The 21,737-nt window shown below is 52.6% G+C and carries 18 protein-coding genes and 1 tRNA gene; 5 read left to right on the forward strand and 14 right to left on the reverse strand.

The window, feature by feature from the left end:
* Positions 1–14 precede the first annotated feature (14 nt).
* The 3 genes from sdhA to sdhC are packed head-to-tail and all read right to left on the reverse strand — an operon-like array spanning position 15 to position 2,506.
* Positions 15–1,787 (reverse strand): succinate dehydrogenase flavoprotein subunit, encoded by a 1,773-nt coding sequence (sdhA, locus tag AC2IBB_RS24190; protein ID WP_486329275.1) that lies wholly within the window; start codon positions 1,785–1,787, stop codon positions 15–17.
* A gap of 3 nt (positions 1,788–1,790) precedes the next feature.
* Positions 1,791–2,138: a succinate dehydrogenase, hydrophobic membrane anchor protein gene (sdhD, locus tag AC2IBB_RS24195; protein ID WP_486329276.1), complete on the reverse strand. Its 348-nt coding sequence runs from the start codon at positions 2,136–2,138 to the stop codon at positions 1,791–1,793.
* Positions 2,132–2,506, reverse strand: coding sequence for a succinate dehydrogenase, cytochrome b556 subunit (gene sdhC, locus AC2IBB_RS24200; protein WP_486329277.1), 375 nt, complete (start codon positions 2,504–2,506; stop codon positions 2,132–2,134). Before sdhC ends, sdhD begins: the two co-directional genes overlap by 7 nt.
* 633 nt (positions 2,507–3,139) lie before the next feature.
* Here sdhC and gltA point away from each other — a divergent pair.
* Both gltA and AC2IBB_RS24210 read left to right on the forward strand, forming a co-directional pair.
* The gene (gene gltA, locus AC2IBB_RS24205; protein WP_486329278.1) at positions 3,140–4,414 is read left to right on the forward strand and encodes a citrate synthase; all 1,275 of its coding nucleotides are present in this window, start codon (positions 3,140–3,142) and stop codon (positions 4,412–4,414) included.
* Positions 4,415–4,519: 105 nt separating this feature from the next.
* On the forward strand, positions 4,520–5,407 hold the full coding sequence (locus tag AC2IBB_RS24210) for an NAD(P)-dependent oxidoreductase (protein ID WP_486329279.1): 888 nt from the start codon (positions 4,520–4,522) through the stop codon (positions 5,405–5,407).
* An 87-nt stretch (positions 5,408–5,494) separates the two neighbouring features.
* Here the strand turns inward: AC2IBB_RS24210 and topA are convergent, their stop codons facing one another.
* Positions 5,495–8,110: a type I DNA topoisomerase gene (topA, locus tag AC2IBB_RS24215; protein ID WP_486329280.1), complete on the reverse strand. Its 2,616-nt coding sequence runs from the start codon at positions 8,108–8,110 to the stop codon at positions 5,495–5,497.
* Positions 8,111–8,334: 224 nt separating this feature from the next.
* Between topA and AC2IBB_RS24220 the strand changes: the two genes are divergently transcribed.
* Positions 8,335–9,033, forward strand: a complete 699-nt coding sequence (locus tag AC2IBB_RS24220; RefSeq protein WP_486329281.1) for a hypothetical protein — start codon at positions 8,335–8,337, stop codon at positions 9,031–9,033.
* Between the two features lie 110 nt (positions 9,034–9,143).
* On the opposite strand, the gene fadA is transcribed toward AC2IBB_RS24220, so the two are convergent.
* Both fadA and fadB read right to left on the reverse strand, forming a co-directional pair.
* Positions 9,144–10,319, reverse strand: coding sequence for an acetyl-CoA C-acyltransferase FadA (gene fadA / locus AC2IBB_RS24225; RefSeq protein WP_486329282.1), 1,176 nt, complete (start codon positions 10,317–10,319; stop codon positions 9,144–9,146).
* A gap of 34 nt (positions 10,320–10,353) precedes the next feature.
* Complete coding sequence (gene fadB, locus AC2IBB_RS24230) at positions 10,354–12,501, reverse strand: fatty acid oxidation complex subunit alpha FadB (protein WP_486329283.1); 2,148 nt, start codon at positions 12,499–12,501, stop codon at positions 10,354–10,356.
* A 563-nt stretch (positions 12,502–13,064) separates the two neighbouring features.
* On the opposite strand from fadB, the gene AC2IBB_RS24235 reads away from it, so the two are divergent.
* The gene (locus AC2IBB_RS24235; protein ID WP_486329284.1) at positions 13,065–13,895 is read left to right on the forward strand and encodes a hypothetical protein; all 831 of its coding nucleotides are present in this window, start codon (positions 13,065–13,067) and stop codon (positions 13,893–13,895) included.
* A gap of 43 nt (positions 13,896–13,938) precedes the next feature.
* Here AC2IBB_RS24235 and AC2IBB_RS24240 read toward each other — a convergent pair whose 3' ends face one another.
* Positions 13,939–14,418 (reverse strand): hypothetical protein, encoded by a 480-nt coding sequence (locus tag AC2IBB_RS24240; RefSeq protein ID WP_486329285.1) that lies wholly within the window; start codon positions 14,416–14,418, stop codon positions 13,939–13,941.
* A 201-nt stretch (positions 14,419–14,619) separates the two neighbouring features.
* Between AC2IBB_RS24240 and AC2IBB_RS24245 the strand changes: the two genes are divergently transcribed.
* On the forward strand, positions 14,620–15,048 hold the full coding sequence (locus AC2IBB_RS24245) for a universal stress protein (RefSeq protein ID WP_486329286.1): 429 nt from the start codon (positions 14,620–14,622) through the stop codon (positions 15,046–15,048).
* Positions 15,049–15,079: 31 nt separating this feature from the next.
* On the opposite strand, the gene AC2IBB_RS24250 is transcribed toward AC2IBB_RS24245, so the two are convergent.
* The 7 genes from AC2IBB_RS24250 to AC2IBB_RS24280 all read right to left on the reverse strand — a co-directional run bounded on the left by AC2IBB_RS24250 (position 15,080) and on the right by AC2IBB_RS24280 (position 21,717).
* A complete protein-coding gene (locus AC2IBB_RS24250; protein WP_486329287.1) occupies positions 15,080–15,823 on the reverse strand; it encodes a DUF6901 family protein in 744 nt (247 codons plus the stop codon).
* An 88-nt stretch (positions 15,824–15,911) separates the two neighbouring features.
* Complete coding sequence (locus AC2IBB_RS24255) at positions 15,912–17,807, reverse strand: ATP-binding cassette domain-containing protein (protein WP_486329288.1); 1,896 nt, start codon at positions 17,805–17,807, stop codon at positions 15,912–15,914.
* Between the two features lie 67 nt (positions 17,808–17,874).
* Entirely contained in the window at positions 17,875–18,684 is an 810-nt protein-coding gene (locus AC2IBB_RS24260; protein WP_486329289.1) for an MOSC domain-containing protein, read from the reverse strand.
* A 182-nt stretch (positions 18,685–18,866) separates the two neighbouring features.
* Complete coding sequence (locus AC2IBB_RS24265; RefSeq protein WP_486329290.1) at positions 18,867–19,799, reverse strand: chemotaxis protein CheV; 933 nt, start codon at positions 19,797–19,799, stop codon at positions 18,867–18,869.
* 164 nt (positions 19,800–19,963) lie between these two features.
* Positions 19,964–20,039, reverse strand: a tRNA-Gly gene (locus tag AC2IBB_RS24270).
* Between the two features lie 158 nt (positions 20,040–20,197).
* Entirely contained in the window at positions 20,198–20,911 is a 714-nt protein-coding gene (locus tag AC2IBB_RS24275) for a TetR/AcrR family transcriptional regulator (RefSeq protein ID WP_486329291.1), read from the reverse strand.
* Between the two features lie 200 nt (positions 20,912–21,111).
* On the reverse strand, positions 21,112–21,717 hold the full coding sequence (locus tag AC2IBB_RS24280) for a DUF924 family protein (protein ID WP_486329292.1): 606 nt from the start codon (positions 21,715–21,717) through the stop codon (positions 21,112–21,114).
* Positions 21,718–21,737: the final 20 nt, after the last annotated feature.

Genomic DNA, 21,737 nt, shown 5'->3' on the forward strand with positions numbered 1-21,737 from the left:
TCTCCCCAACGACACTAGTAACTACGAGCTTTCGGAGGAAATGGCTCCACGATTTTGGGTGCGAAGTTAACATCGCGCTTGCTGACCCGCTTTTCCGCAGGAAAGTATAGCGAATGCTTCAACCACTCAGTGTCGTCCCGTTCGGTATAATCGTTACGGGCGTGCGCGCCACGGCTTTCCTTTCTCACTTCCGCCGCTACCGCAGTCGCATAGGCGACTTCGTACAGGTTATCCAGCTCCAAAGCTTCAATGCGCGCTGTATTGAACGCCATGCTCTTGTCTTCAAGAACAGTATTCTTAATGCGGCCGCCAAGCTCTTCCAGCAGCTTCAAGCCTTTCTGCATGCTTTCGCCATCGCGGAATACGCCAAAATATAGCTGCATGGTGTTCTGCAGGTCTTTACGTACTTCCGCCACTTTTTCGGAACCGGAGCCGCTATTCAATCTGTCCAGACGCGCCATGGTTGCATCGATATCGGATTCCGAAGCCTCATCCACACCATAGCCGTCTTTCAACATTTTCTCGATGTGAAGACCCGCTGCACGACCAAATACAACCAAGTCCAGCAGCGAATTGCCGCCCAAACGGTTTGCGCCATGTACGGATACACAAGCGGCTTCGCCGCAGGCGAACAGGCCATCGATAACTTTGTCGTTGCCTTGCGCGTCTTGAGTCAACGCCTGACCGCCAATGTTGGTTGGAATGCCGCCCATCATATAGTGACAGGTCGGAACTACAGGAATAGGCTCTTTCGCTGGATCGACATGCGCAAAGGTTTTGGACAGCTCAACGATACCCGGTAAACGCAAATGCAGCGTCTCTTCACCCAAGTGATCCAGCTTCAGCAGTACGTGATCTTTGTTGGGCCCGCAGCCACGACCTTCGAGAATTTCCATGATCATGGAGCGCGCCACGACATCACGACCAGCCAGATCTTTCGCGTTGGGCGCATAGCGCTCCATAAAACGCTCACCTTCGCCATTGACCAAGTAACCGCCTTCGCCGCGACAGCCTTCCGTCACCAGCACTCCAGCGCCAGCGATGCCTGTCGGGTGGAATTGCCACATTTCCATATCTTGCGCAGGAAAACCTGCGCGCAGAGCCATACCAACGCCGTCGCCAGTGTTAATCAATGCGTTAGTGGTGGAGGCGTATATACGCCCCGCCCCACCGGTAGCCATAACTGTCGCCTTGGCTTTAACGTATACGGTTTCACCGGTCTCGATACAAATAGCCGTTACGCCGACCACTGCGCCCGCCTGGTTTTTCACCAGGTCCACCGCATACCATTCATTCAGAAAAGTTGTGCCGCCGCGCAGGTTACCCTGATACAAGGTGTGCAGGAGAGCATGGCCGGTACGGTCCGCCGCCGCGCAAGTGCGAGCCGCCTGACCGCCCTTACCGAAATCTTTGGACTGGCCGCCGAAAGGACGCTGATAGATACGCCCTGTCTCTGTACGGGAGAAAGGCAACCCCATGTGTTCAAGTTCAAATACCGCTTGCGGGCCTACCGAACACATATATTCAATTGCGTCCTGGTCGCCGATATAGTCAGACCCCTTGACGGTGTCGTACATATGCCAGCGCCAGTCATCGTTTGGATCTGCGCTGGCGATGGCGCAAGTGATCCCACCCTGAGCGGAAACAGTGTGGGAGCGCGTTGGGAATACTTTGGTGATACAAGCGGTTTTTACGCCGGACTGCGTCAATTGCAGCGCCGCACGCATACCGGCGCCGCCGCCGCCGATTACGATCGCATCGTAAGAGAGAGTTCTAAGCTTTGACATGGATTACAGCCCCCACAAAATTTGCACGCCCCAGATGAAGTAAACGAACATGATGGCCCCGCACGCCGCTTGAGCGACGAAACGGATCACGCCGTTTTTCATGTAGTCGGTGGTAATCGTCCACAAACCGATCCACGCGTGCGCGCCAAGCGCCACCAGCGCAGCCAGGGAAAAAATCCTCATCCAAGTCTTGGCGAACAATGCGCTCCATACTTCATAGGTCAGATCCGGCGTAAACACCAGGACGCCGACCATGAATGCAGTATAAAGAGCTAATACGACAGCGGAGACCCGCTGCACCATCCAATCATATGCGCCGCTACGGCCTAAATTGGTGACGCTGGTTACCATATCCAAACTCCCGCCAACAGAATGAGCACAACAGACACGACTATCACAACCTTCGCTGCGATCTGACCGCCCTTCAGGGTTTCACCGATTCCAGCATCCATGATGAGATGTTTGACGCCAGCGACGAAGTGATAAAACAGTGCGGCGAGAATGCCCCAGAGAATCAGTTTCGCAAGAAAACTGTCCATGACTGACTGAAGGGAAGCGAAACTTTCCTTACTCGCCAGAGATGCGTCGAGCCCCCACAACAGGAACGCCATTGCAATGAAGATAATTACACCCGATATCCGATGCAGAATAGATGTAATTGCGGGTAGAGGAAAATGGAATTTCGTCAGATCTAGATTAACAGGTCTTTTGCTATTCACAGCTTCACACTCGATTATAGCCATACAGGCGGATTATTTAAGAATGGACCTATTTGGCGGCGGGAATCCTTATGAGGCCTCCGCTTACGGGTTGCAGATTATAGTTTCCCACCTGGTAAATTACAAACGCAACAACCGCTTATAAGCCACTTAATTTAGCGCCGGACATGAGCTTTTCGAATTTCACCCAGCATTTCATTCTCTCATACGCAGCGCAAAGCCCCTCGGCTCAATACCCGGAGGTATTTTTTACGTATACGAAATCTGCTTTTTCTTTACCTATAGAGCAACCCAATTGCTCTTTATAAGCTATTTTAATTGGTGTTTTTTAAACACCATCGGCAGTATTTTCATTACAAGGGCTTAAAAAAAGTCAGTTAGACCATTATTATGACCTCGCTTTTTATTAAGCCGACCTTGTATAAAGCCAGAATAAAGGCTGAGAGGCCACTGACGAGCGTCAACCGCCGCCCGCCGGACCTAACCGGCGCAGGATGCGACCGACGCCATTGCGCAACAAACGTCAGACCTACTTAGAAGTCGGCCTGTAAACACGACCGGGGGCCTACAGGCGCGCCGCGCCCTTCCCGGTAAACACGTACGCATCACTTTAAGTCGATATAGGAGAGCACCATGACTGACAAGAAAGCGACGTTATCGGTCAATGGTAAAACAATCGAGCTTCCGGTTTATTCCGGCACCACCGGCCCAGACGTCATAGATGTCAGAGGATTGGTTGAGGAAGGTTTGTTTACCTACGATCCAGGCTTCGTATCAACCGCAGCCTGCGAATCGCAAATCACTTATATAGATGGCGCCAATGGCGTATTACTACACCGTGGGTATCCTATAGAACAGTTGGCCGAAAAGTCCGACTATCTTGAAGTCTGCTACTTACTGATACATGGGGAGCTGCCTACCGCGGAGCAGGCGGAGGAATTCCGTAGCACGGTAAAAAATCACACCATGATCCATGAGCAGCTGAGAAACTTCTTCAACGGTTTCCGCCGCGACGCTCACCCGATGGCGATCATGTGTGGCGTGGTCGGCGCCCTGTCCGCCTTCTATCACGACACCATGGACTTCTCTGACGAGCACCACCGCGAAATCGCGGCGTTCCGCCTGATGGCGAAAATGCCGACATTGGCGGCGATGTGCTACAAGTACTCCACCGGCCAGCCTTTCATGTACCCCAGAAATGATCTGGACTATGCCGGTAATTTTCTACACATGATGTTCGGCACCCCCTGCGAGCCCTATCAGGTTAACCCTGTAGTGGCCAAGGCCATGGACCGCATTTTTGTATTGCATGCGGACCATGAGCAAAACGCCTCCACCTCAACCGTTCGCCTGGCCGGCTCTTCCGGCGCCAACCCCTTCGCCTGCATTGCATCCGGCATCGCTGCGCTATGGGGACCTGCGCATGGCGGCGCCAATGAAGCTGTATTGAACATGCTTCTGGAAATCGGCGATGAGTCCCGCATTCCGGAATTCATCAAGCGCGCCAAAGACAAGAGCGACCCTTTCCGCCTGATGGGCTTTGGTCACCGGGTTTACAAAAACTTCGACCCGCGCGCAAAAGTCATGAAGCAGACCTGCGACGACGTGCTGAAAGAGCTGGGCTGTGAAAATGACCCACTGTTCCGCATCGCCCGCGAACTGGAGCGTATCGCCCTGGAAGACCCCTACTTCGTAGAGAAGAAGCTCTACCCCAACGTAGACTTTTACTCTGGCATCATCCTGCGCGCCGTAGGCATTCCAGTTTCCATGTTCACGGTCATCTTCGCCATGGCGAGAACGATCGGCTGGTTCTCTCACTGGCACGAAATGGTGAGCTCATCCTACCGGATCGGCCGCCCGCGCCAGTTGTACACTGGACACACCACCAGAGATTACCCAAGCAAATAATTAGTTTGCGGGTTTACTTGCAAAGGCCGCTCATGCGGCCTTTCTTTATTGAAGCGCCCCATGCACTATCAACCCATTGGATTTAACCACTCCAGGAATACAAACATGGAATCAACCGAAACCGCCGTATTAGGAAGAATTTGCTTCATCGGCCTCGGCGTCATGGGATTCCCGATGGCCGGCCACCTCGCCAACAATGGCCACCAGGTCACCGTTTACAACCGCAACGTCGAGAAGTCAGAACGCTGGCTGAAGACCCACACCGGCAAGTTCATTCGCAAGCTGCGGGACGCCGCCCAATGTGATGTGATTATCTCTTGCGTCGGCGACGACAACGACCTGCGCAGCATCTTTTTAGGCGAAGAAGGCCTAATCAATCAGTTACGCAAAGGCTCCCTGATTATCGATCACACCACCGCCTCAGCCAGCGTCGCCAAAGAACTGTTTGAAGCAGCCCAAGAACGCAATATCGGCTTTCTTGACGCCCCTGTATCCGGCGGACAACAAGGCGCAGAGAACGGCGCTTTAACCATTATGTGCGGCGGGGAAGCAAAAGACTTTGCAAAAGCCGAGACCCTATTCAAACATTACAGCCGAGCCGCAACCCACATGGGGCAAGCAGGCAGCGGACAGCTGACAAAGATGGCCAACCAGATCGCCATCGCCGGATTAGTCCAAGGTCTGGCGGAAGCGCTACACTTCGCCGAACAGGCCGATCTCGACCCACAACAAGTGGTGAATGTTCTCTCCAAAGGAGCAGCACAGTCCTGGCAAATGGACAATCGGCACAAAACCATGATCGCCGGAGAATACGAGCACGGATTCGCCGTAGACCTGATGCGCAAAGATCTATCCATTTGTTTGCGTGAAGCCGCAAACAACAGAGCACGCCTCCCTATCACCGCCCTGGTGGACCAACTTTACGCCGAAGTGCAATCCATGGGGGGCGGACGCTGGGACACATCCAGCCTGCTGGCGCGCCTGAAGCGATAAACTCCGCTTTAAGCCAAGCCTTGCAGGTGGATAAAACCAAAAAAGGGCGGTGATCAAACCGCCCTTTTTTCTTTTAGCGCCTACAGACTACTTGTCTTTAGCCGCCCACTTTCCATCTTTGTAGAAAGCCGACCAACCAGTGGGCTTACCCCCCTTCTCCGACATGACATACTGCTGCTTGGTCTTGCGACTGAAGCGAATAATCGCCGGATTTCCTTCCGGATCACGAGTAGGCGCATCCAGCAGGTAGTGATATTTAGGGTCAATTTCCTTCTTATGGGGAATTAACTCCTCCACCAGCGGGGCCCGCGTTTCCCGATTCTTGGGGAACTTACTCGCCGCCAGAAACAGACCAGAGGCGCCGTCACGCAGCACAAAGATATCGTCAACCTTGTCGCACGCCAGTTCCGGCATAACCACAGGCTCCATCTTTGGCGGCGCAGGCTCGCCATTTTTCAACAGCTTGCGGGTATTGCCGCAAGTCGAGCTGGTGCAGCCAAAGTACTTCCCAAAGCGACCGGTTTTGAGCTGCATCTCAGCGCCGCATTTATCGCACTCCAACACCGGACCATCATAGCCAGCCACCTTGAATTGACCACCTTCAATCTCGTAGCCATCACAATCCGGATTATTGCCACACACATGCAGCTTGCGGGTCTCGTCAATGACGTAACTATCCATAGCGGTATCGCAAATAGGGCAGCGTTTTTTCGCTCGCAGCGCATTTGCCTCGCCTTCTTCATCGTCCGCGCGAATCACTTCATCGCCAGGAATCAGATTGATAGTCGTCTTACAGCGCTCTTTCGGCGGCAGCGCATAACCGGAACAACCAAGGAACACGCCAGTAGAAGCAGTGCGTATCTGCATTGGACGCGAGCAGGTCGGACATGTAATTTCCGTCTGCACCGCCTGATTGGCGCGCATCCCCCCTTCCGTATCCGCCTTCTCCAGCTTCTTGGCGAAATCGGCGTAGAAAGCGTTAAGCACCTGCTTCCACCCCTCACTACCAGAGGCGATCTCATCCAGCTGACCTTCCATCTTCGCCGTAAAACCGTAATCCATCAGATCAGTAAACGCTTCCGTCAGGCGATCCGTTACGATATCCCCCATCTTTTCCGCATAGAAACGACGGTTGGCCAACTTCACATAGCCACGCTCCTGAATGGTGGAAATGATTGAGGCGTACGTGGAAGGGCGTCCAATGCTGCGCTTTTCCAGCTCCTTCACCAATGTCGCCTCAGTGTAACGAGGGGCAGGCTTGGTAAAGTGCTGAGTCGGCTCAAGTTTATCCAGATCCAACTGATCGTTAATTTCGAATGCAGGCAACTCCGCCTCATCATCCTTCTTCGCTTGCGCAGGCAGCACTTTAAGGAAACCGTCAAACTGCAAAAGCCTGCCGCGGGTCCTTAACTCAAAGTCCCCTGCCTGCACCTGAATGCTAGTGCTCAGAAAGCGCGCATTTTCCATCTGACAGGCCACGAATTGACGCCAAATGAGGTCATACAGCTTCTCAGCGTCTTTTTCGAGACCGGAGATTTGATTAGAGCCTACATTGATATCGGAAGGACGTATCGCCTCGTGCGCTTCCTGGGCCCGTTCTTTACTCACGTAGGTTTTCGGGTTTTCAGGCAGATATTTATCGCCAAACTTCTTGCCGATAAATTCACGACAGGCGCTCACCGCATCCGCAGACAAGTTGGTGGAGTCCGTTCTCATATAAGTGATGTAACCCGCCTCATAGAGACGCTGAGCCAACACCATGGTCTTCTTGACGCTAAACCCCAAACGGGTGCTCGCCGCCTGCTGCAAGGTAGAAGTGATAAATGGCGCCGGAGCCTTAGTGACCGACGGCTTATCCTCGCGATTGACAACCTTGAACGCCTGCGACTCCAGCAACGCAGTCAGCTTTTCAGACTGCTCTTTGTTAGTGGGCCGGTAGTTCTCACCCTTATATTTGGCGACCTGGAATTTAGCCTGCTGCTTACTCTTGGACAGCAGCGCATGCAATTCCCAGTATTCTTCCGGCGTAAAGGCGCGAATTTCACGCTCACGCTCAACAATCAGGCGCACCGCAACGGATTGCACCCGCCCTGCGGACAAACCACGCGCGATCTTGGACCACAGCAGCGGCGACACCATATAGCCGACCACGCGATCAAGGAAGCGGCGCGCCTGCTGGGCGTTTACTCGATTGTAATCAAGTTGACTGGGGCTTTTAAACGCCTCAGTAATAGCGGACTTAGTGATCTCATTAAAGACCACGCGGCGATAACGGGAGTCATCGCCGCCAATAGATTCTTTGAGATGCCAGGCGATAGCCTCTCCTTCGCGGTCCAAGTCCGTTGCGAGATAGATCTGGTCGGCGCTTTTCGCCAGACGCTTCAGCTCTTCGACAACCTTTTCTTTACCTGGAAGGATCTCGTAGCGGGCCGCCCAATCATTTTCAGGGTCGACGCCCATACGAGAGATCAATTGATCCCTGGCCTTGCGTTTCTTGATGCTTTCGCGCTCTTCAGCAGGCAGCTTGCGCATTTTCGCCGCTTCCGCCGCACGCTCTTTCGGAGATGATGTTTCCTTACCTCCACTGGTCGGCAAATCACGAATATGCCCCACACTGGATTTAACTACATATTCCGAACCAAGATATTTGTTTATGGTTTTTGCCTTTGCAGGGGACTCCACGATTACCAGCGATTTACCCATAGCGGATGGTTCTTTGCTCCTAGTTGAAATAGCCGTCATATATTAGAGGTTGTAGTCGACGGGTCAAGTGATTGCCAGAAAATCTGGTATTTAAAGTAAAAATAGCCGGTCAGGCCCGATTTGTCGGCGTCTATTTAACTCCGATAACTTGCCCTACCCCGCAATGTCGTTAACACTTAATAAGACCGACACATTAATTAATAAGCGTTTTCGCCGCCTTTTATATGACAACCTTAATCGTCCTGCTCGCAGTTTTCATAACCGTCTCTATTATCGTTAGCGGCGTTATGTACTCGCGACAGCAGGCGTTAGCTTATCGTCAAAGCCAACTTAAATCGTTAAAACAAAAATACGAAGAAATAAACTCGTTATTTCAAGTCATCATGCGAGTGGATGACTCCGCCAATATCGCCATCAGTCTCAATCACGCCATGGTTGAGATCGCCCAGTCCATGACAAAAATGGACCGAAAATCAGAAGAGCTGCGCGTCCTACTGGACAACCTGAAGCAAAGAGAGCGTGATTTAAAAACCGGCGTTCTACTCCCTCAGGCGCAAAAGACGGTGGCCAGCGATGCGGCGATCGCCGCCATTCAACGCTCGCTTTCCGAGTGCCTGCAAAAACTGCAACGCTTCAAGCTGCGCGGCTCGCTCCCCGTCCCTCTCTACGAGGAATACAGTCAACATCTACGAAAAATGGCGCTTGACGTGGAGGTTGGCAGCCAACTGCAGATGGCGGAAAGTCTGGCGGCCCAGAATGACAAGGCCGGCGCAGAAAAGCATTTCAAGCACGCCCGCGAGGCGCTCAAGCGCACACGCCAGGAAATCCCTAACAAGAACGAGCAGATCAAAGAGATATCCGACAAGATCAAAAATCTGATGCGTGACGGAGAAACCCAGAATCGCTCTCAGGAAACTCAGTAAAAAGCCTTCCCCAAACTCCACTTCATCCATAAAAAAATCCGGAGCCCCTTACGGGACGCCGGATTTCATTGCTTCCGATTCAGGTTTCCCCAAGCCGAAGCGTCAACGTATTAGATACGCTCCCAAACCGTCGCAATACCCTGCCCCAGACCGATACACATGGTGGATACGCCCAGCGTACCGCCTTTAGCGGCCATGACATTCAGCAAGGTAGTGGAGATACGCGCGCCAGAGCAACCCAGAGGGTGACCCAAGGCGATAGCGCCGCCGTTCAGGTTAACTTTCTGGTCGACCACGTCCATCAGTTTCAGATCTTTGATAACTGGCAGAGACTGCGCAGCAAAAGCTTCGTTCAGCTCCCAGAAATCAATATCTTCCACTTTCAGTCCTGCGCGCTTTAGCGCCTTCTTGGTCGCCGGCACCGGGCCGTAACCCATGATAGCGGGATCACATCCGGCTGTAGCCATGGAGCGGATTTTCGCCATTGGCGTCAGGCCTAACGCCTGAGCGCGCTCCGCGGACATCAGCAGCATGGCGGAAGCGCCATCCGTCAACTGAGAAGATTGACCCGCCGTAACTGTACCGCTCTTAGGATCAAAAGCGGGACGCAATTGCGACAGACTTTCAGCCGTAGTTTCAGGGCGAATCGTTTCATCGTTCTCGATCAACGCGGGGAAGCCGTCGTCGTCATGCCCCTGAATAGAGATGATTTCATTGCGAAAGCGTCCTTCCAGCGTGGCTTCGTGCGCCAAGCGGTGGGAGCGAGCGCCGAACTCATCCTGTTGCTGACGGCTGATGCCATGCATCTTGGCCAGCATTTCCGCCGTCAGGCCCATCATGTTGGACGCTTTAGCGGAATACTTGCTTGCAGCCGGATTATGATCGAAGCCTTGAGTCATGGGCACGTGCCCCATGTGCTCAACGCCACCCACCACAAACACATCGCCATTGCCCGTCATGATCGCCTGCGCCGCAGTATGAATCGCGGACATGGCGGAACCACACAAGCGGTTTACCGTTTGCGCTGACGAAGTGTGCGGAATGCGGGTCAGCAGAGAAATCTGCCGCGCCACGTTGAAGCCCTGCTCCAGGGTCTGGTTTACACAGCCCCAGATCAGATCTTCAACTTCCGCAGGGTCCACTTTGTCATTGCGGTCGAATAATGCGTCAATCAACGTCGCTGACAGCGTCTCCGCGCGCACATTGCGGAAACATCCCGCCTTGGCGCGCCCCATCGGGCTGCGAACACAGTCGATAACGACAACGTCTCTTGGATTCAGACTCATATCATTTTCTCCGTCGGGAATTCTCTATCAGCAATTAGCCAAAAAACTTCTTGCCGGACTTAGCCATGTCGCGCAGCCCTTGGGTCGGATGATACAGAGCGCCCAGATCCGCATATTTGTCAGCGATCTTGCAGAACTCTTCCACGCCCAGAGAGTCAATATAGCGCAACGCGCCCCCACGGAATGGAGGGAATCCGATGCCGAAAATCAAGCCCATATCCGCTTCCGCCGCAGTCTCGACGATACCGTCTTCCAGGCAGCGAACGGTCTCGATGCACAAAGGCACCATCATGCGCTCGATGATTTCCTCTTCAGAGAAGTCGCGCTGAGATTTCTGCACGGACTTAATCAGTGCGTCAACGCTGTCATCGACAATTTTCTTCTGCTTGCCTTTCTTATCCAGCTCGTATGCGTAGAAGCCTTTATCGCTCTTCTGACCGTAACGACCTTTATCGAACATGACGTCGATAATGGTTGTTTCGGAGTAGCTCATGCGATCAGGGAAACCTTCCGCCATCACGTCGCCAGCGTGCTTCGCCGTGTCCATACCCACTACATCAAGCAGGTAAGCCGGACCCATCGGCCAACCGAAACGCTCCATCACCTTGTCGACCTGCTGGAAATCAGCGCCGTCGCGCACCAAACCAATAAAGCCGCCGAAGTAAGGGAACAAAATACGGTTCACCAGGAATCCAGGGCAATCATTCACCACGATAGGCGTTTTACCCATCGCTTTGGCGTACGCGACAGTAGTGGCGATGGCTTTTTCACTGGTCTTCTCGCCGCGAATCACTTCTACCAGAGGCATCATGTGCACCGGGTTGAAGAAGTGCATGCCGCAGAAGTTTTCCGGACGCTTCAGGTTCTGCGCCAGACGATTGATGGAGATCGTGGAGGTGTTGGAGGTCAGGATAGTATCCTCACGCACCAAGTCTTCCACTTCACGCAACACGATGTCTTTGACCTTCGGGTTTTCAACAACTGCTTCAACCACCAGATCCACCGTTCCGAAATCGCCGTAGCTCAGCGCCGGAGTGATACGGTTCAGAACATCCGCCATTTCCCCTGCATTCATGCGCCCCTTGTCGACGCGCTTGGTCAGCAGTTTCTTGGCTTCTTTCAGACCCAGATCGATACCGGACTGATTGATGTCTTTCATCAGGATAGGCGTGCCTTTCAGCGCAGATTGATACGCCACGCCGCCGCCCATAATGCCCGCGCCCAATACCGCCGCTTGTTTGACTTCGCTGGCCTTAGGCTCCAGATCTTTCGCTTTTTTCTTCAGCTCCTGATCATTCAGGAACAAGCCGATCAAGCTGTGCGCCACGGAGGTTTTCGCCATTTTCGCGAAACCTTTGGCCTCTACTTCAATCGCCTTGTCACGGGTCATGCCCGCATGCTTTTGCATTACCTTGATGGCTTCAACAGGCGCCGGATAATTACGTCCGGCCTGACCCGCCACGTAGCCTTTGGCGGTTTCAAACGCCATCATACTTTCCATCGGATTCAACTTCAGCTTGCCGGTTTTCTCTTCCCGACGCGCTTTATAATCCAGCTTGCCTTCGATGGCCTGACGCAACACAGACAACGCCGCGTCCATCAGTTTTTCAGGCGCGACAGCCGCATCCACAGCGCCTTCTTTCAACGCCTGCTCAGCTCGCTTCTCACCGCCCGCGCAAATCCACTCGATCGCGTAGTCGGCGCCAACCAGGCGGGACAAACGTACTGTACCGCCGAACCCTGGGAAAATTCCCAGTTTCACTTCCGGCAGACCGACTTTCGCACCAGTGGACATGACGCGGAAGTCAGTGGACAAACACATCTCAAAGCCGCCGCCCAAAGCGATGCCATTAATGGCGGTCACCGTGGGAAACGGCAAATCTTCAACAGCGGAGAAAATCTTATTGGCTTCCAGATTGTTGGCGACCAACTCTTCTTCAGAGCCGGCGAACAGTTCCTGGAACTCAGTGATATCAGCGCCAACGATGAAACAATCTTTGTTGCTGGTAACGACAAGGCCAGTAACGCCTTGTTGACTTTGTAGTTTCTGGGTCGCTTCCGCCAACTCAGTCAGCGTCAAGCGGTTAAATTTATTTACAGACTCGCCTTGCAAATCGAAAGTTAGTACTGCGATACCATCCTCGATCTCTTTGACTGTGATGGCTTTACCTGCGTAAATCATCAACGGATCTCCAAGCATTGTTTAGCACTGGTTTATTGCCCTATTTACGGGTCCCAACGGACGCCTTGCCGGGCCGCCCTTCTCCGGAGCTTCGGAATCAAAGCCGATGCATCGAACAACAATTCATACGCTCGTTTGAATCAGGTCGCAACAACATGGATAATTTTGGCCCGTTTGTCAATCTCTTCCCCTAAAAATGGCGCCGATTTTTGTCAATAATTGCTTACACTTATGTCATTTTCAGCCGCTTTAAAAATTTTTAAGATTTATTTTTCATGAAATTATGCAGTATATTTCACCTCACTTTTTAAGTTAGACGTCCCTGAATACGCTTGAAGCGCACCCGTACAATAGGACGATAAGCTTATAACTTTTTGACTAGCGCAGGCATTTCCCCTATTTTTTCTATTTATAAACCGGCAGCTGGTAGCCAGGCCGGCCATTGAAGGCGTCGTTGGAAATAATTTTAAAAAAATAGTGGGAAGCCGCACCGACAAGTCGGAAACATAATTATAAAAATAGCAGGTGGCCTTCTGCGCCCAACTTTCCTGGAGAGCGTGTCTATGAGCCAATCGGGTATGCACCGGAATCCTCTCTGGTGTTGTTTTCTTGCACTTCTCGCCCTGTATTCGTCACATTCATTTGCGTTGAACAACACGCAGGCCGAAGCCATTCTCAAGCACTTGCACGATGTGCAAGCGCATTCGTATCAAACCATCAATGCGTATTACAACTTCACCCTGAATCCCGGCGACAAGGACATCCTGTCAGAAGTGAGCCAGGAAATCGACTTTATGAACGCCGCCTTCAAAGCACTGGAGTCTCAAGATGGCATTGTGGAAGTGCAGGGAGAATTGAGCGTTATGAGCGCCACGTGGCTCAAGTACAAAGAGCTACTGAACACCAACATGAACGACATCGTCAAGGTTGGCTATCCCGATCTCCGCCTGGTGGGAGATATGGCGCAGGTGAACATCGACCTTGTCGGCGCTACCGAGAGGACTTACGACAAAACCATGGAGATATCTGGATACCGCCCACAGGAAACAATCGAACTGGTGCGTAATTCCAAGATCATTCTGGAAAGCATGTTGACCAAATACTCCGCCCGCAGCGCATCCAACGTAACGCAAATCTTCCAGGGGGCCAAAAGTGAAGACCCCATGGACGTTCAAGCAATCAGCTTTGATAAAAATGTCGCCCGGCTCATGGCGTCACAACAAAACACTGAGGCCACGCGCAAGACTCTGGACGCTATTTCCACCAAATGGGAGTTCATTAAAAACTCCTATATCAACTACAACGAGAACAACGTTTCTTACGTAGTAAATCTGTATTCAAAAAGAATAATCAGCGACCTGGACAATCTCGCCAAAGCCTACAGCGGAACCTGAGCCGTTCCCAGACCTTGGCGCCAAATTCAAACGCAGGGCGCGCCTATCTATGCGCGCCTGCGACTTCCGCCAGCCGATTAAAACACTGCAGCACCCGTTCAAGATCCTCCGCAGTTCCGCGCTCCTCCCACAGAAAACCGATTTCATGCCCGGTTATCTCAATCGCCTTTACTTGAGAAGCCAACTCGCTCAAGTCATTATCCGAGAACAATTCATATGGAAAGTTTCCTGTCAGGGACAGCTGTTTCAACCTCTCCCCTTCATTAGCATATAACACTCTGCGAGGAGCCCTCGAAGGCGGCAGCGCCTTATAGTAAAAGTGGGTGCGCCACGGGTCCGCCTCCAGGCTTTCCAAGGATTCGTCCAGCTTTCCCGGGGCCGTTCGCCGCACGCGAAATCCCGCAGCGAGCGCTTGCTGCCGCAGGCGCATACGGCGCCGTTCCTCTGGACTTGGCAATACCCAGAAAATTGAGCCGCCGATAATTCCCACCACACAAAAAATAATTATCAAAGCTGTCGTCATTCGCCATTCATCCTGTCTGGAAGTCGTTCAAGGCGACGCAATAATTACGAGCCCGGAGCATTCTTTCTCACCTGATTTTGTCCGCTGTCATCTCAGTGCGGCTTTCATTAGCATTAAGCTGTTTTCAGTTTTGCGGACACTACCGAAAAGTTGGACACTTGGAAAACACTTTCGGAATACAGAAGCCAAAAGGAGCACAGTATGTACAAGAATATTCTAGTCGCCCTGGACCTTAGCGAAGAAGGCGAGCAGGTCATCGCCAAAGCCCTGCAAATGCAGCAGGCGACACAGGCCCGCCTGCACCTGACGCACGTTATCGAACCCATCAGTTACGCTTATGGCGGCGACATTCCTTTGGACTTAGGAGACATCCAACAGCAGCTGCAAAAGCACAGCGAAGAGAAATTGCAAAAACTGATAGAGAAACACACTCTGACCAATAGCGCCGCAGCAGTGCTGGTAGGACGTCCAGAAAGTGAAATTCATCGCTACGCAGAAGAAAATGCGATTGATCTGGTCATTGTCGGCAGCCATGGCCGCCACGGATTACAGTTATTACTGGGTTCAACGGCGAACGGCGTTTTACATGGAGCCAAGTGCGACGTCCTGGCGGTTCGCATCAGCGACTAGAAAATAAACGGGATCTGAATGACGCGCTCCGCTACAGCGGAGCCACCCATTCTCCGGATTCGAAGGATTTACGCAGCTTCTGAAGCTGCGTCTCCAAAGAAAAAGTGACGCTGGACGCCAGAGAAAAAAAACTCAACAGCGCTTTCAGGTTAGAGTCTCCGTCACAGGCGGAGTGAATGCGCTGCCACAACGCCTGATTCACCAGCTGCAATCGACGATTGCGCTCCACCAGCCCTTTCAGCTCCCAATCCGGCTTACCGCCATCACGAAACATGAAATATTGTTGCACCAGATAAATGGAAACCGAGCGGAGAATGAATTCTTCACCACTGGAAAAGGGCATGTGATGAATGGCCATTGGCCTTAACTCGCCGAGTATGGGGCAGTGGCTAGTCGCCATCACCAACCCCATCAATGAGCGCAACGCCTCTTCCAGACCAGTGCGCTTATGGTAGTTGCGCTCTTTGGTGAAGACCGTCACCTCCACCTTCTGGAAGGCGGGCTCAGAACGAAAATCCGCAACAATCTTCTGCATATCGAGAGCAGCGGGACAATAGCGTTCGGCGTCCTTCTTGAGAGGACAGTTCGAGCATTGACAGTTCTTCAGCTCAGTCCACTCTGCGGGCGGCTCTGAGTGCATGCTCTTGTCTTCTCTTTCCGTCTCAATGACATAATCCAGCACTCGATTGTCGTCGAAACGGAATTCATAACGCACCCGCATATTGCTGTTTTTCTCCGTAATCAATTGAGGCGACAGAAGTCTAAGCTTTCTCAACGGAGTCCGTCGGCTGCTGAAATTACTCCTTTATTCTCAAGTGTAGCGGATTTGCGGATATCGATATTTTTAAATTTGTAACCCTCAATCAGCCTCCGCCCGCCATTTCTTCAAGCTCCATCCACCTTTCCATTGTCTTCTCCAGCGCTTTCTCAAGTTCCGCCAGCGCTGTCAGCGCACGACTCACATCTTCGTGGGGACGACTATAAAAGTCAGCGGCGGACACCTCTTCCTGCATTGCGGACACCTCTGTTTCCAGGCGCTCGATTTCCTTGGGTAAAGCGTCCAGTTCGCGTTGCAGTTTGTAGCTTAGCTTGGCCGCTTTGCCGCCGTCCGACGCTGTTTTCGGCTTGGCAGCCTGAGCCTTGGGTTCAGTGGGCTTGGCTTCCGCTTTGACCACTGGACGTTGCGCCAACCAGTCGTTATAACCACCCGGATATTCGGAAATCTTGCCATCTCCCTCGAACACCAGCGTGCTGGTCACAACGTTGTCGATGAAGAAACGATCGTGGGACACCAGCAGAATGGTGCCGTCAAACTCCGCCAGCAGATTCTCCAGCAGGTCCAGCGTATCCATATCCAGGTCATTGGTAGGCTCATCCAGCACCAAAAAGTTCGCTGGCATGGTGAACAGTTTGGCCAACAACAGCCGGTTAATTTCACCGCCAGATAACGCCTTGGCCGGAGTACGCAATCTTTCCGGGGAAAACAGGAAATCTTTCAGGTAGCCGGTGACGTGAACGTTACGACCGCCAACCTCGATAAAGTCTTTTCCTTTGGCGACGTTATCCCAGACGCTCGCTTCTGGATCGATTTGCCCTCGCAACTGATCAAAATAAGCCACCTGCAGCCGGGAGCCCCGTTTAATGACGCCCTCCGTCGCCTCCAAGCCGCCCAGGATTAACTTTATAAATGTCGATTTGCCGCAACCGTTAGGACCCAATAGACCCACCCGATCTTTGCGCATCAACTGCCAGCTCAGATCCTTCACCAGATTGGGCTGATCTGCGTAGCCAAAACTGACATTTTTGAGCTCCGCCACCAGATTACCGGAGCGCTCCTCGGAATCCACTTTCAGGCTCACCTGTCCAACGCGGTCTCGTCGCTGCCTGCGTTCGTCTCGCAGCTTCTTCAGAGCCCTGACTCGCCCCTCATTACGAGTACGACGCGCCTTGATGCCCTGACGAATCCAAACCTCTTCATCCGCCAGTTTCTTGTCGAAGCGCTCCCACTCTTTTTCCTCCGCCGCCAGCTGCTCTTCTTTTTTTGCCAGGTAGGCTTCGTAGGGCGCAGGCCAACTCGACAACTTACCGCGATCCAGCTCAATGACACGCGTCGCCAAACGGTCAATAAAGGCGCGATCGTGAGAGATAAACAGTACGCTGCCGCCGAACTGCAGCAGCTCCTCCTCCAACCAGGTGATCATGTCGATGTCCAGATGGTTGGTGGGCTCATCCAGCATGAGCAGATTCGGCTCCTGCACCAGGGCGCGGGCCAGAAACACACGTCGACGCCATCCCCCAGAAAGTTCAGAGATGGACTTATCGCCCGGCAGCTCCAGGCGTTGCATGACCGCTTCCACTTTTTGACGCAAACGCCAGCCGTCATGAGTCTCGATCTTGTTATGCAGGCGCTCAAGCTCGGCCACATTACCTTCAGCGCCTTGCTGAGTCAGCGCGTCATAGGCCGCGAGCCACTCACCCACTTCCGCCAAGCCTTCCGCCACCACCGAGCGCACACTGGCGTCGCCCCGTTCTGGAAGCTCCTGCGGCAGGTAGGCCATTTTCAAATCCCTGCCTCTATTTATTTCTCCGCCGTCCGGCTTGATTTCACCGGCGCACACTTTCAAAAGTGTGGATTTACCTGCGCCGTTGCGGCCGACCAGACACAGCCGTTCTTGAGACTCAATCACCAAGTCCGCATGATCCAGCAACGGAGCCATTCCAAACGCCAGGGAAACATCTTTCAGCCGTAGCAACGCCATCGTAACCTTCTAAAATCTATTAATTTATGAATTCATTTATATAAGAGGAGAACTGCACGCCGAGCACTTAGTCGAGCAGCTCCACTTTATCGCCGACACAAATAGCCCCCTGGTTCAACTGCACCAGGTTCTGTCCGAATATCGCGCCCAGTTCGGTTATACGATAGGAGGCCAAAGTGCGCAGCGGCTCAGTATCAGGCGACTTATCGCCTGTAGCGGGATCAATCGTAGTAAACACGCATCTTGAACAAGGCTTCACTGCCGCGAACTCCACCTCGCCTATCCGTAACCGCCGCCAATGATCTTCCGCAAAACTTTCCGCGCCAGCCACAACAATGTTGGGTCGAAAATGCGTCATTTTAACCGGGCTGCGTAATCGGCCATTTAGATCTTCCAGCGAGGATTCAGAAGTCGCCAGGATAGGATAAGCGTCCGCAAAACTTACTTTGTGCGGCGCATCATAATAAGCGCGATCAACCTGCCGAAAACTGCGCTCGGGAATATACACAAGTCGCGCCTGCTCGCCCAGAAACTCACTGAACCAGGCATCTGCGCGCGCATCGACAAACAACGCGGACACCTCGTCTTTCCATACCTGCACAGACTCTAGGGCGACGCCCTCTTGATCCGGCGCTTCAATATACAAACCGCTCATTCCCGGGGCCGACAACATCAACCCCTTATCCGCAGTAACCGCCCTCACCAACACCAGTCGATGATGCTTTCTCGCCGTAATGAATTTGCCATTCACATCCACCAGCATAAAGCGGCGATCGCGATCCGCCCCCCAGTTCGTAATCGCCACTTTGCTGAGGCTAACGCCCGCACAGGATTTGATGGGGTAAATATTTAACTCAGTAACTCGGATATCCGTCATAACTCTCTCCTAAGCGCGCTCTCGGCTCAATGCAGGCGTAGCGCACTGGACATACAGGGAAGGGACAAAATGCGTGGGTCGTCGACGCGAAAAAACAGCCTATTCTATGCAGGCGGAAACAGGCAGTCTAATTAGGTCTAAGTCGGAGGACAAGGGCCGGGAGAAGCACTCTTTGCGACGCCCTAGCGAGCCGCCAGTGAATTAAGCCGCGATTGCACCAACGCCGCCAGTTCATCAGGCTGGAACTTGGACAAAAAGTTGTTACACCCTACCTTTTCCACCATCGCCTTGTTGAAGCTGCCACTTAAAGAGGTATGCAGCACCACATACAGGTCTTTCAGGCGAGGGTCATTACGAATTTCCGTGGTCAACCTGTAGCCATCCATCGCAGGCATTTCAGCGTCAGTCACCACCATTAAAAGCTTTTCAGGCACATTGACGCCTTCGTCGGCCCACTTTTTAAGGAGGTTATAGGCTTCCAGGCCATTCCTGGCGGTAATCACTTTCAACCCGACTTTCTGCAAGGTCCCAATCGCCTGACTGATCGCCACCGGCGAATCGTCCACCAACAACACCTCCTTCCCTTGAGCAACTTTTCGAATATTCTCCGTCAGCGCCGTGTCGGAAACGTCAGTGGAATACGGACGAATATCCGCCAACACCCGCTCTACGTCGATGATCTCAACAATCTGATCGTTGTAATGGGTTATCGCCGTAACGTAATGAGAGCCGCCCGCCCCTTTTGGCGGAGGCAGAATTTGCTCCCAGGTCATATTCACAATGCGGTCTACGCTAGACACCAAAAAAGCCTGAACCGTGCGGTTATACTCCGTCACAATAATAGTGGAATCCTTGTCCGGCTTTAACGGCCGAAAGCCTATCGCCTGCGACAGATTGATCACGGGAACAGTTGTGTCGCGAATATGACTAACGCCACATACAACAGGGTGGCGATGGGGCATTTGCGTCAAATTGGGCAGCTTGAGCACTTCTTGAATTTTGAACACGTTGATCGCGAAAATCTGCCTCATCCCCAGTTTGAACAAGAGAAGCTCCAAGCGATTCTCACCCACCAGTTTGGTGCGTTGATCAACAGAGTCCAAAACACTCGCCATAACCCAATACCCCGAGGTAGAAACCAACTGACAGACCACTCTGGCCGCTTGGCTTTAAGTTTAGACGATGGTTAAGGAAAACGCCGGAAATCCAGAAATTGCAACGCAATCAGGAAAATATAGATTAAGGGTGGTTTGATGAGCTTAAATTCGGAGAGAAAAATTGGAGCGGGAAACGAGACTCGAACTCGCGACCCCAACCTTGGCAAGGTTGTGCTCTACCAACTGAGCTATTCCCGCTTAAAAGAACAATCTAATCATGAACTTAGACTGCTTTTTTGACTTCTTTCGAGGTGCTCCTCAAAAGAAGTGGGCGCATTATAATTAGCACGCCCGTAGCACGCAACCCCTATTTTGATTTTTTTCATCATATAAAACAAAAGGAGAAATATTGGGGCTTAGCGTATATCCAACATCATATAAAGAAGCCGTCGCCATACCCTGCGCACCTTTTCTTCATCGATGCTCCCCCCCTGAAGCGCGCCTTCCTGCTCCAGGTTGCCCACCATTCCCATGATAATGGCCGCATCCTCTACATAGGTCTCGTACCCAAGCGACTGCATAAAGTCCACCAGTCCAGACAACCAGGCGTCTTTATAGCGTCTCGCCAGCGCGCTCAGACTCTCATCTCTTACGGACTCCATAAGAAACGCCTGCTCCGACATCAACTCAGATTTATGGTGCCGAACCTGCCCCAACACATAGTTAGTCCCCATCTCCACCAGCGCATTGGCGAACTCGCGCTTGCGCTTTTCGTCCTCCATGACAGAGACGGCGTCATATTCGTAGGCGAGACGACGCAATTCAGAATAAAAGAACTCCAGCTTCTCGCGGCTTTTTTCCGCAAACAGCATGAACGCGTCGGTTATTAACTCATTGATGTCTTTGAAGTAATAGGTAGTGGAGGCCAGTGGGACACCCGCCTCTTTCGCCACAGCGCGATGTTTGACGCCCTGCACGCCCTCTTTGGCTACGATACGTAGAGCGGCCTGTAGAATTTCACGGCGGCGCTGCTCGCTCTTGACCCTTGAGGCCTTTCTTCCCTGATATTGAATCGATTCACTTAGAGACTGATCTACAGCAGGAAAGTCCAATTCAAGGCTACTAGACATAACTAACTCTTATTTTACTTCCAGGCTCCTGACGTCACTCAAAAGCCGTTGGCGCAAGGTCCAGGAAACTGTGACGAACCCCGCATGTTAACAAAGGGGGATGCAGGGCTCAGCCAGCAAAGGTCAACATTGTGACCCAGGAGACAGAAAATCCTCACAGGCGAACAGCACTGGAATAAGAAATTAACCGTCGGGCGGGATTAATCGTAAACGGCCGGGTAAGAAAGCAGAAGCTTGACCTCCTCTGGTCGACTCGCACGCCTCAAAATTTTGTTTCTGTGCGGGAAACGCCCAAACTGGCGAATAACATCCCGGTTCGCTTCCGCCCTGCTTGCGAAGCCGCTGACGAAATCCTTTAACGGACCACCTTCACAGGTCGCAACCAGCTGCCGATAAAGCGCGACCGACTCCTCTTGATCGGACACTCGCTCCGAATGCAGAAGCGGCAGGTAGAAAAAGATCCTGTGAACCGGCTCCAGCTTGACGTCCAGCGCCTTATTAAGCCCTTCCCGCAACGTTTTTCTAGCCTCTTTGTCCTGATCAAACGCCATGGCGCCGCCACGAAAGATATAACGAGGAAAAACATCCTGAAGAAGGATCAAGGCCAGTACGCCATCAGAGCTGTCGCGCCAGTGTTCCAGACCTTGCTCGGAGGCAAGCACAACCGACGTTAAAAAACGCCGGCGAATCTCACGATCATAGCTCTTAGCCTCGGTAAACCAACGTCGGAGATTTTCCTGAGGCGGCAGCCCGCTCTCATCCTGCTCGCCAAACCAATAACGTATTATTTCGCTGCCCGACCACATTCATCCCCCCCCTTAATCGA

The sequence above is a fragment of the Hahella sp. NS-SX17 genome, assembly GCF_057367735.1.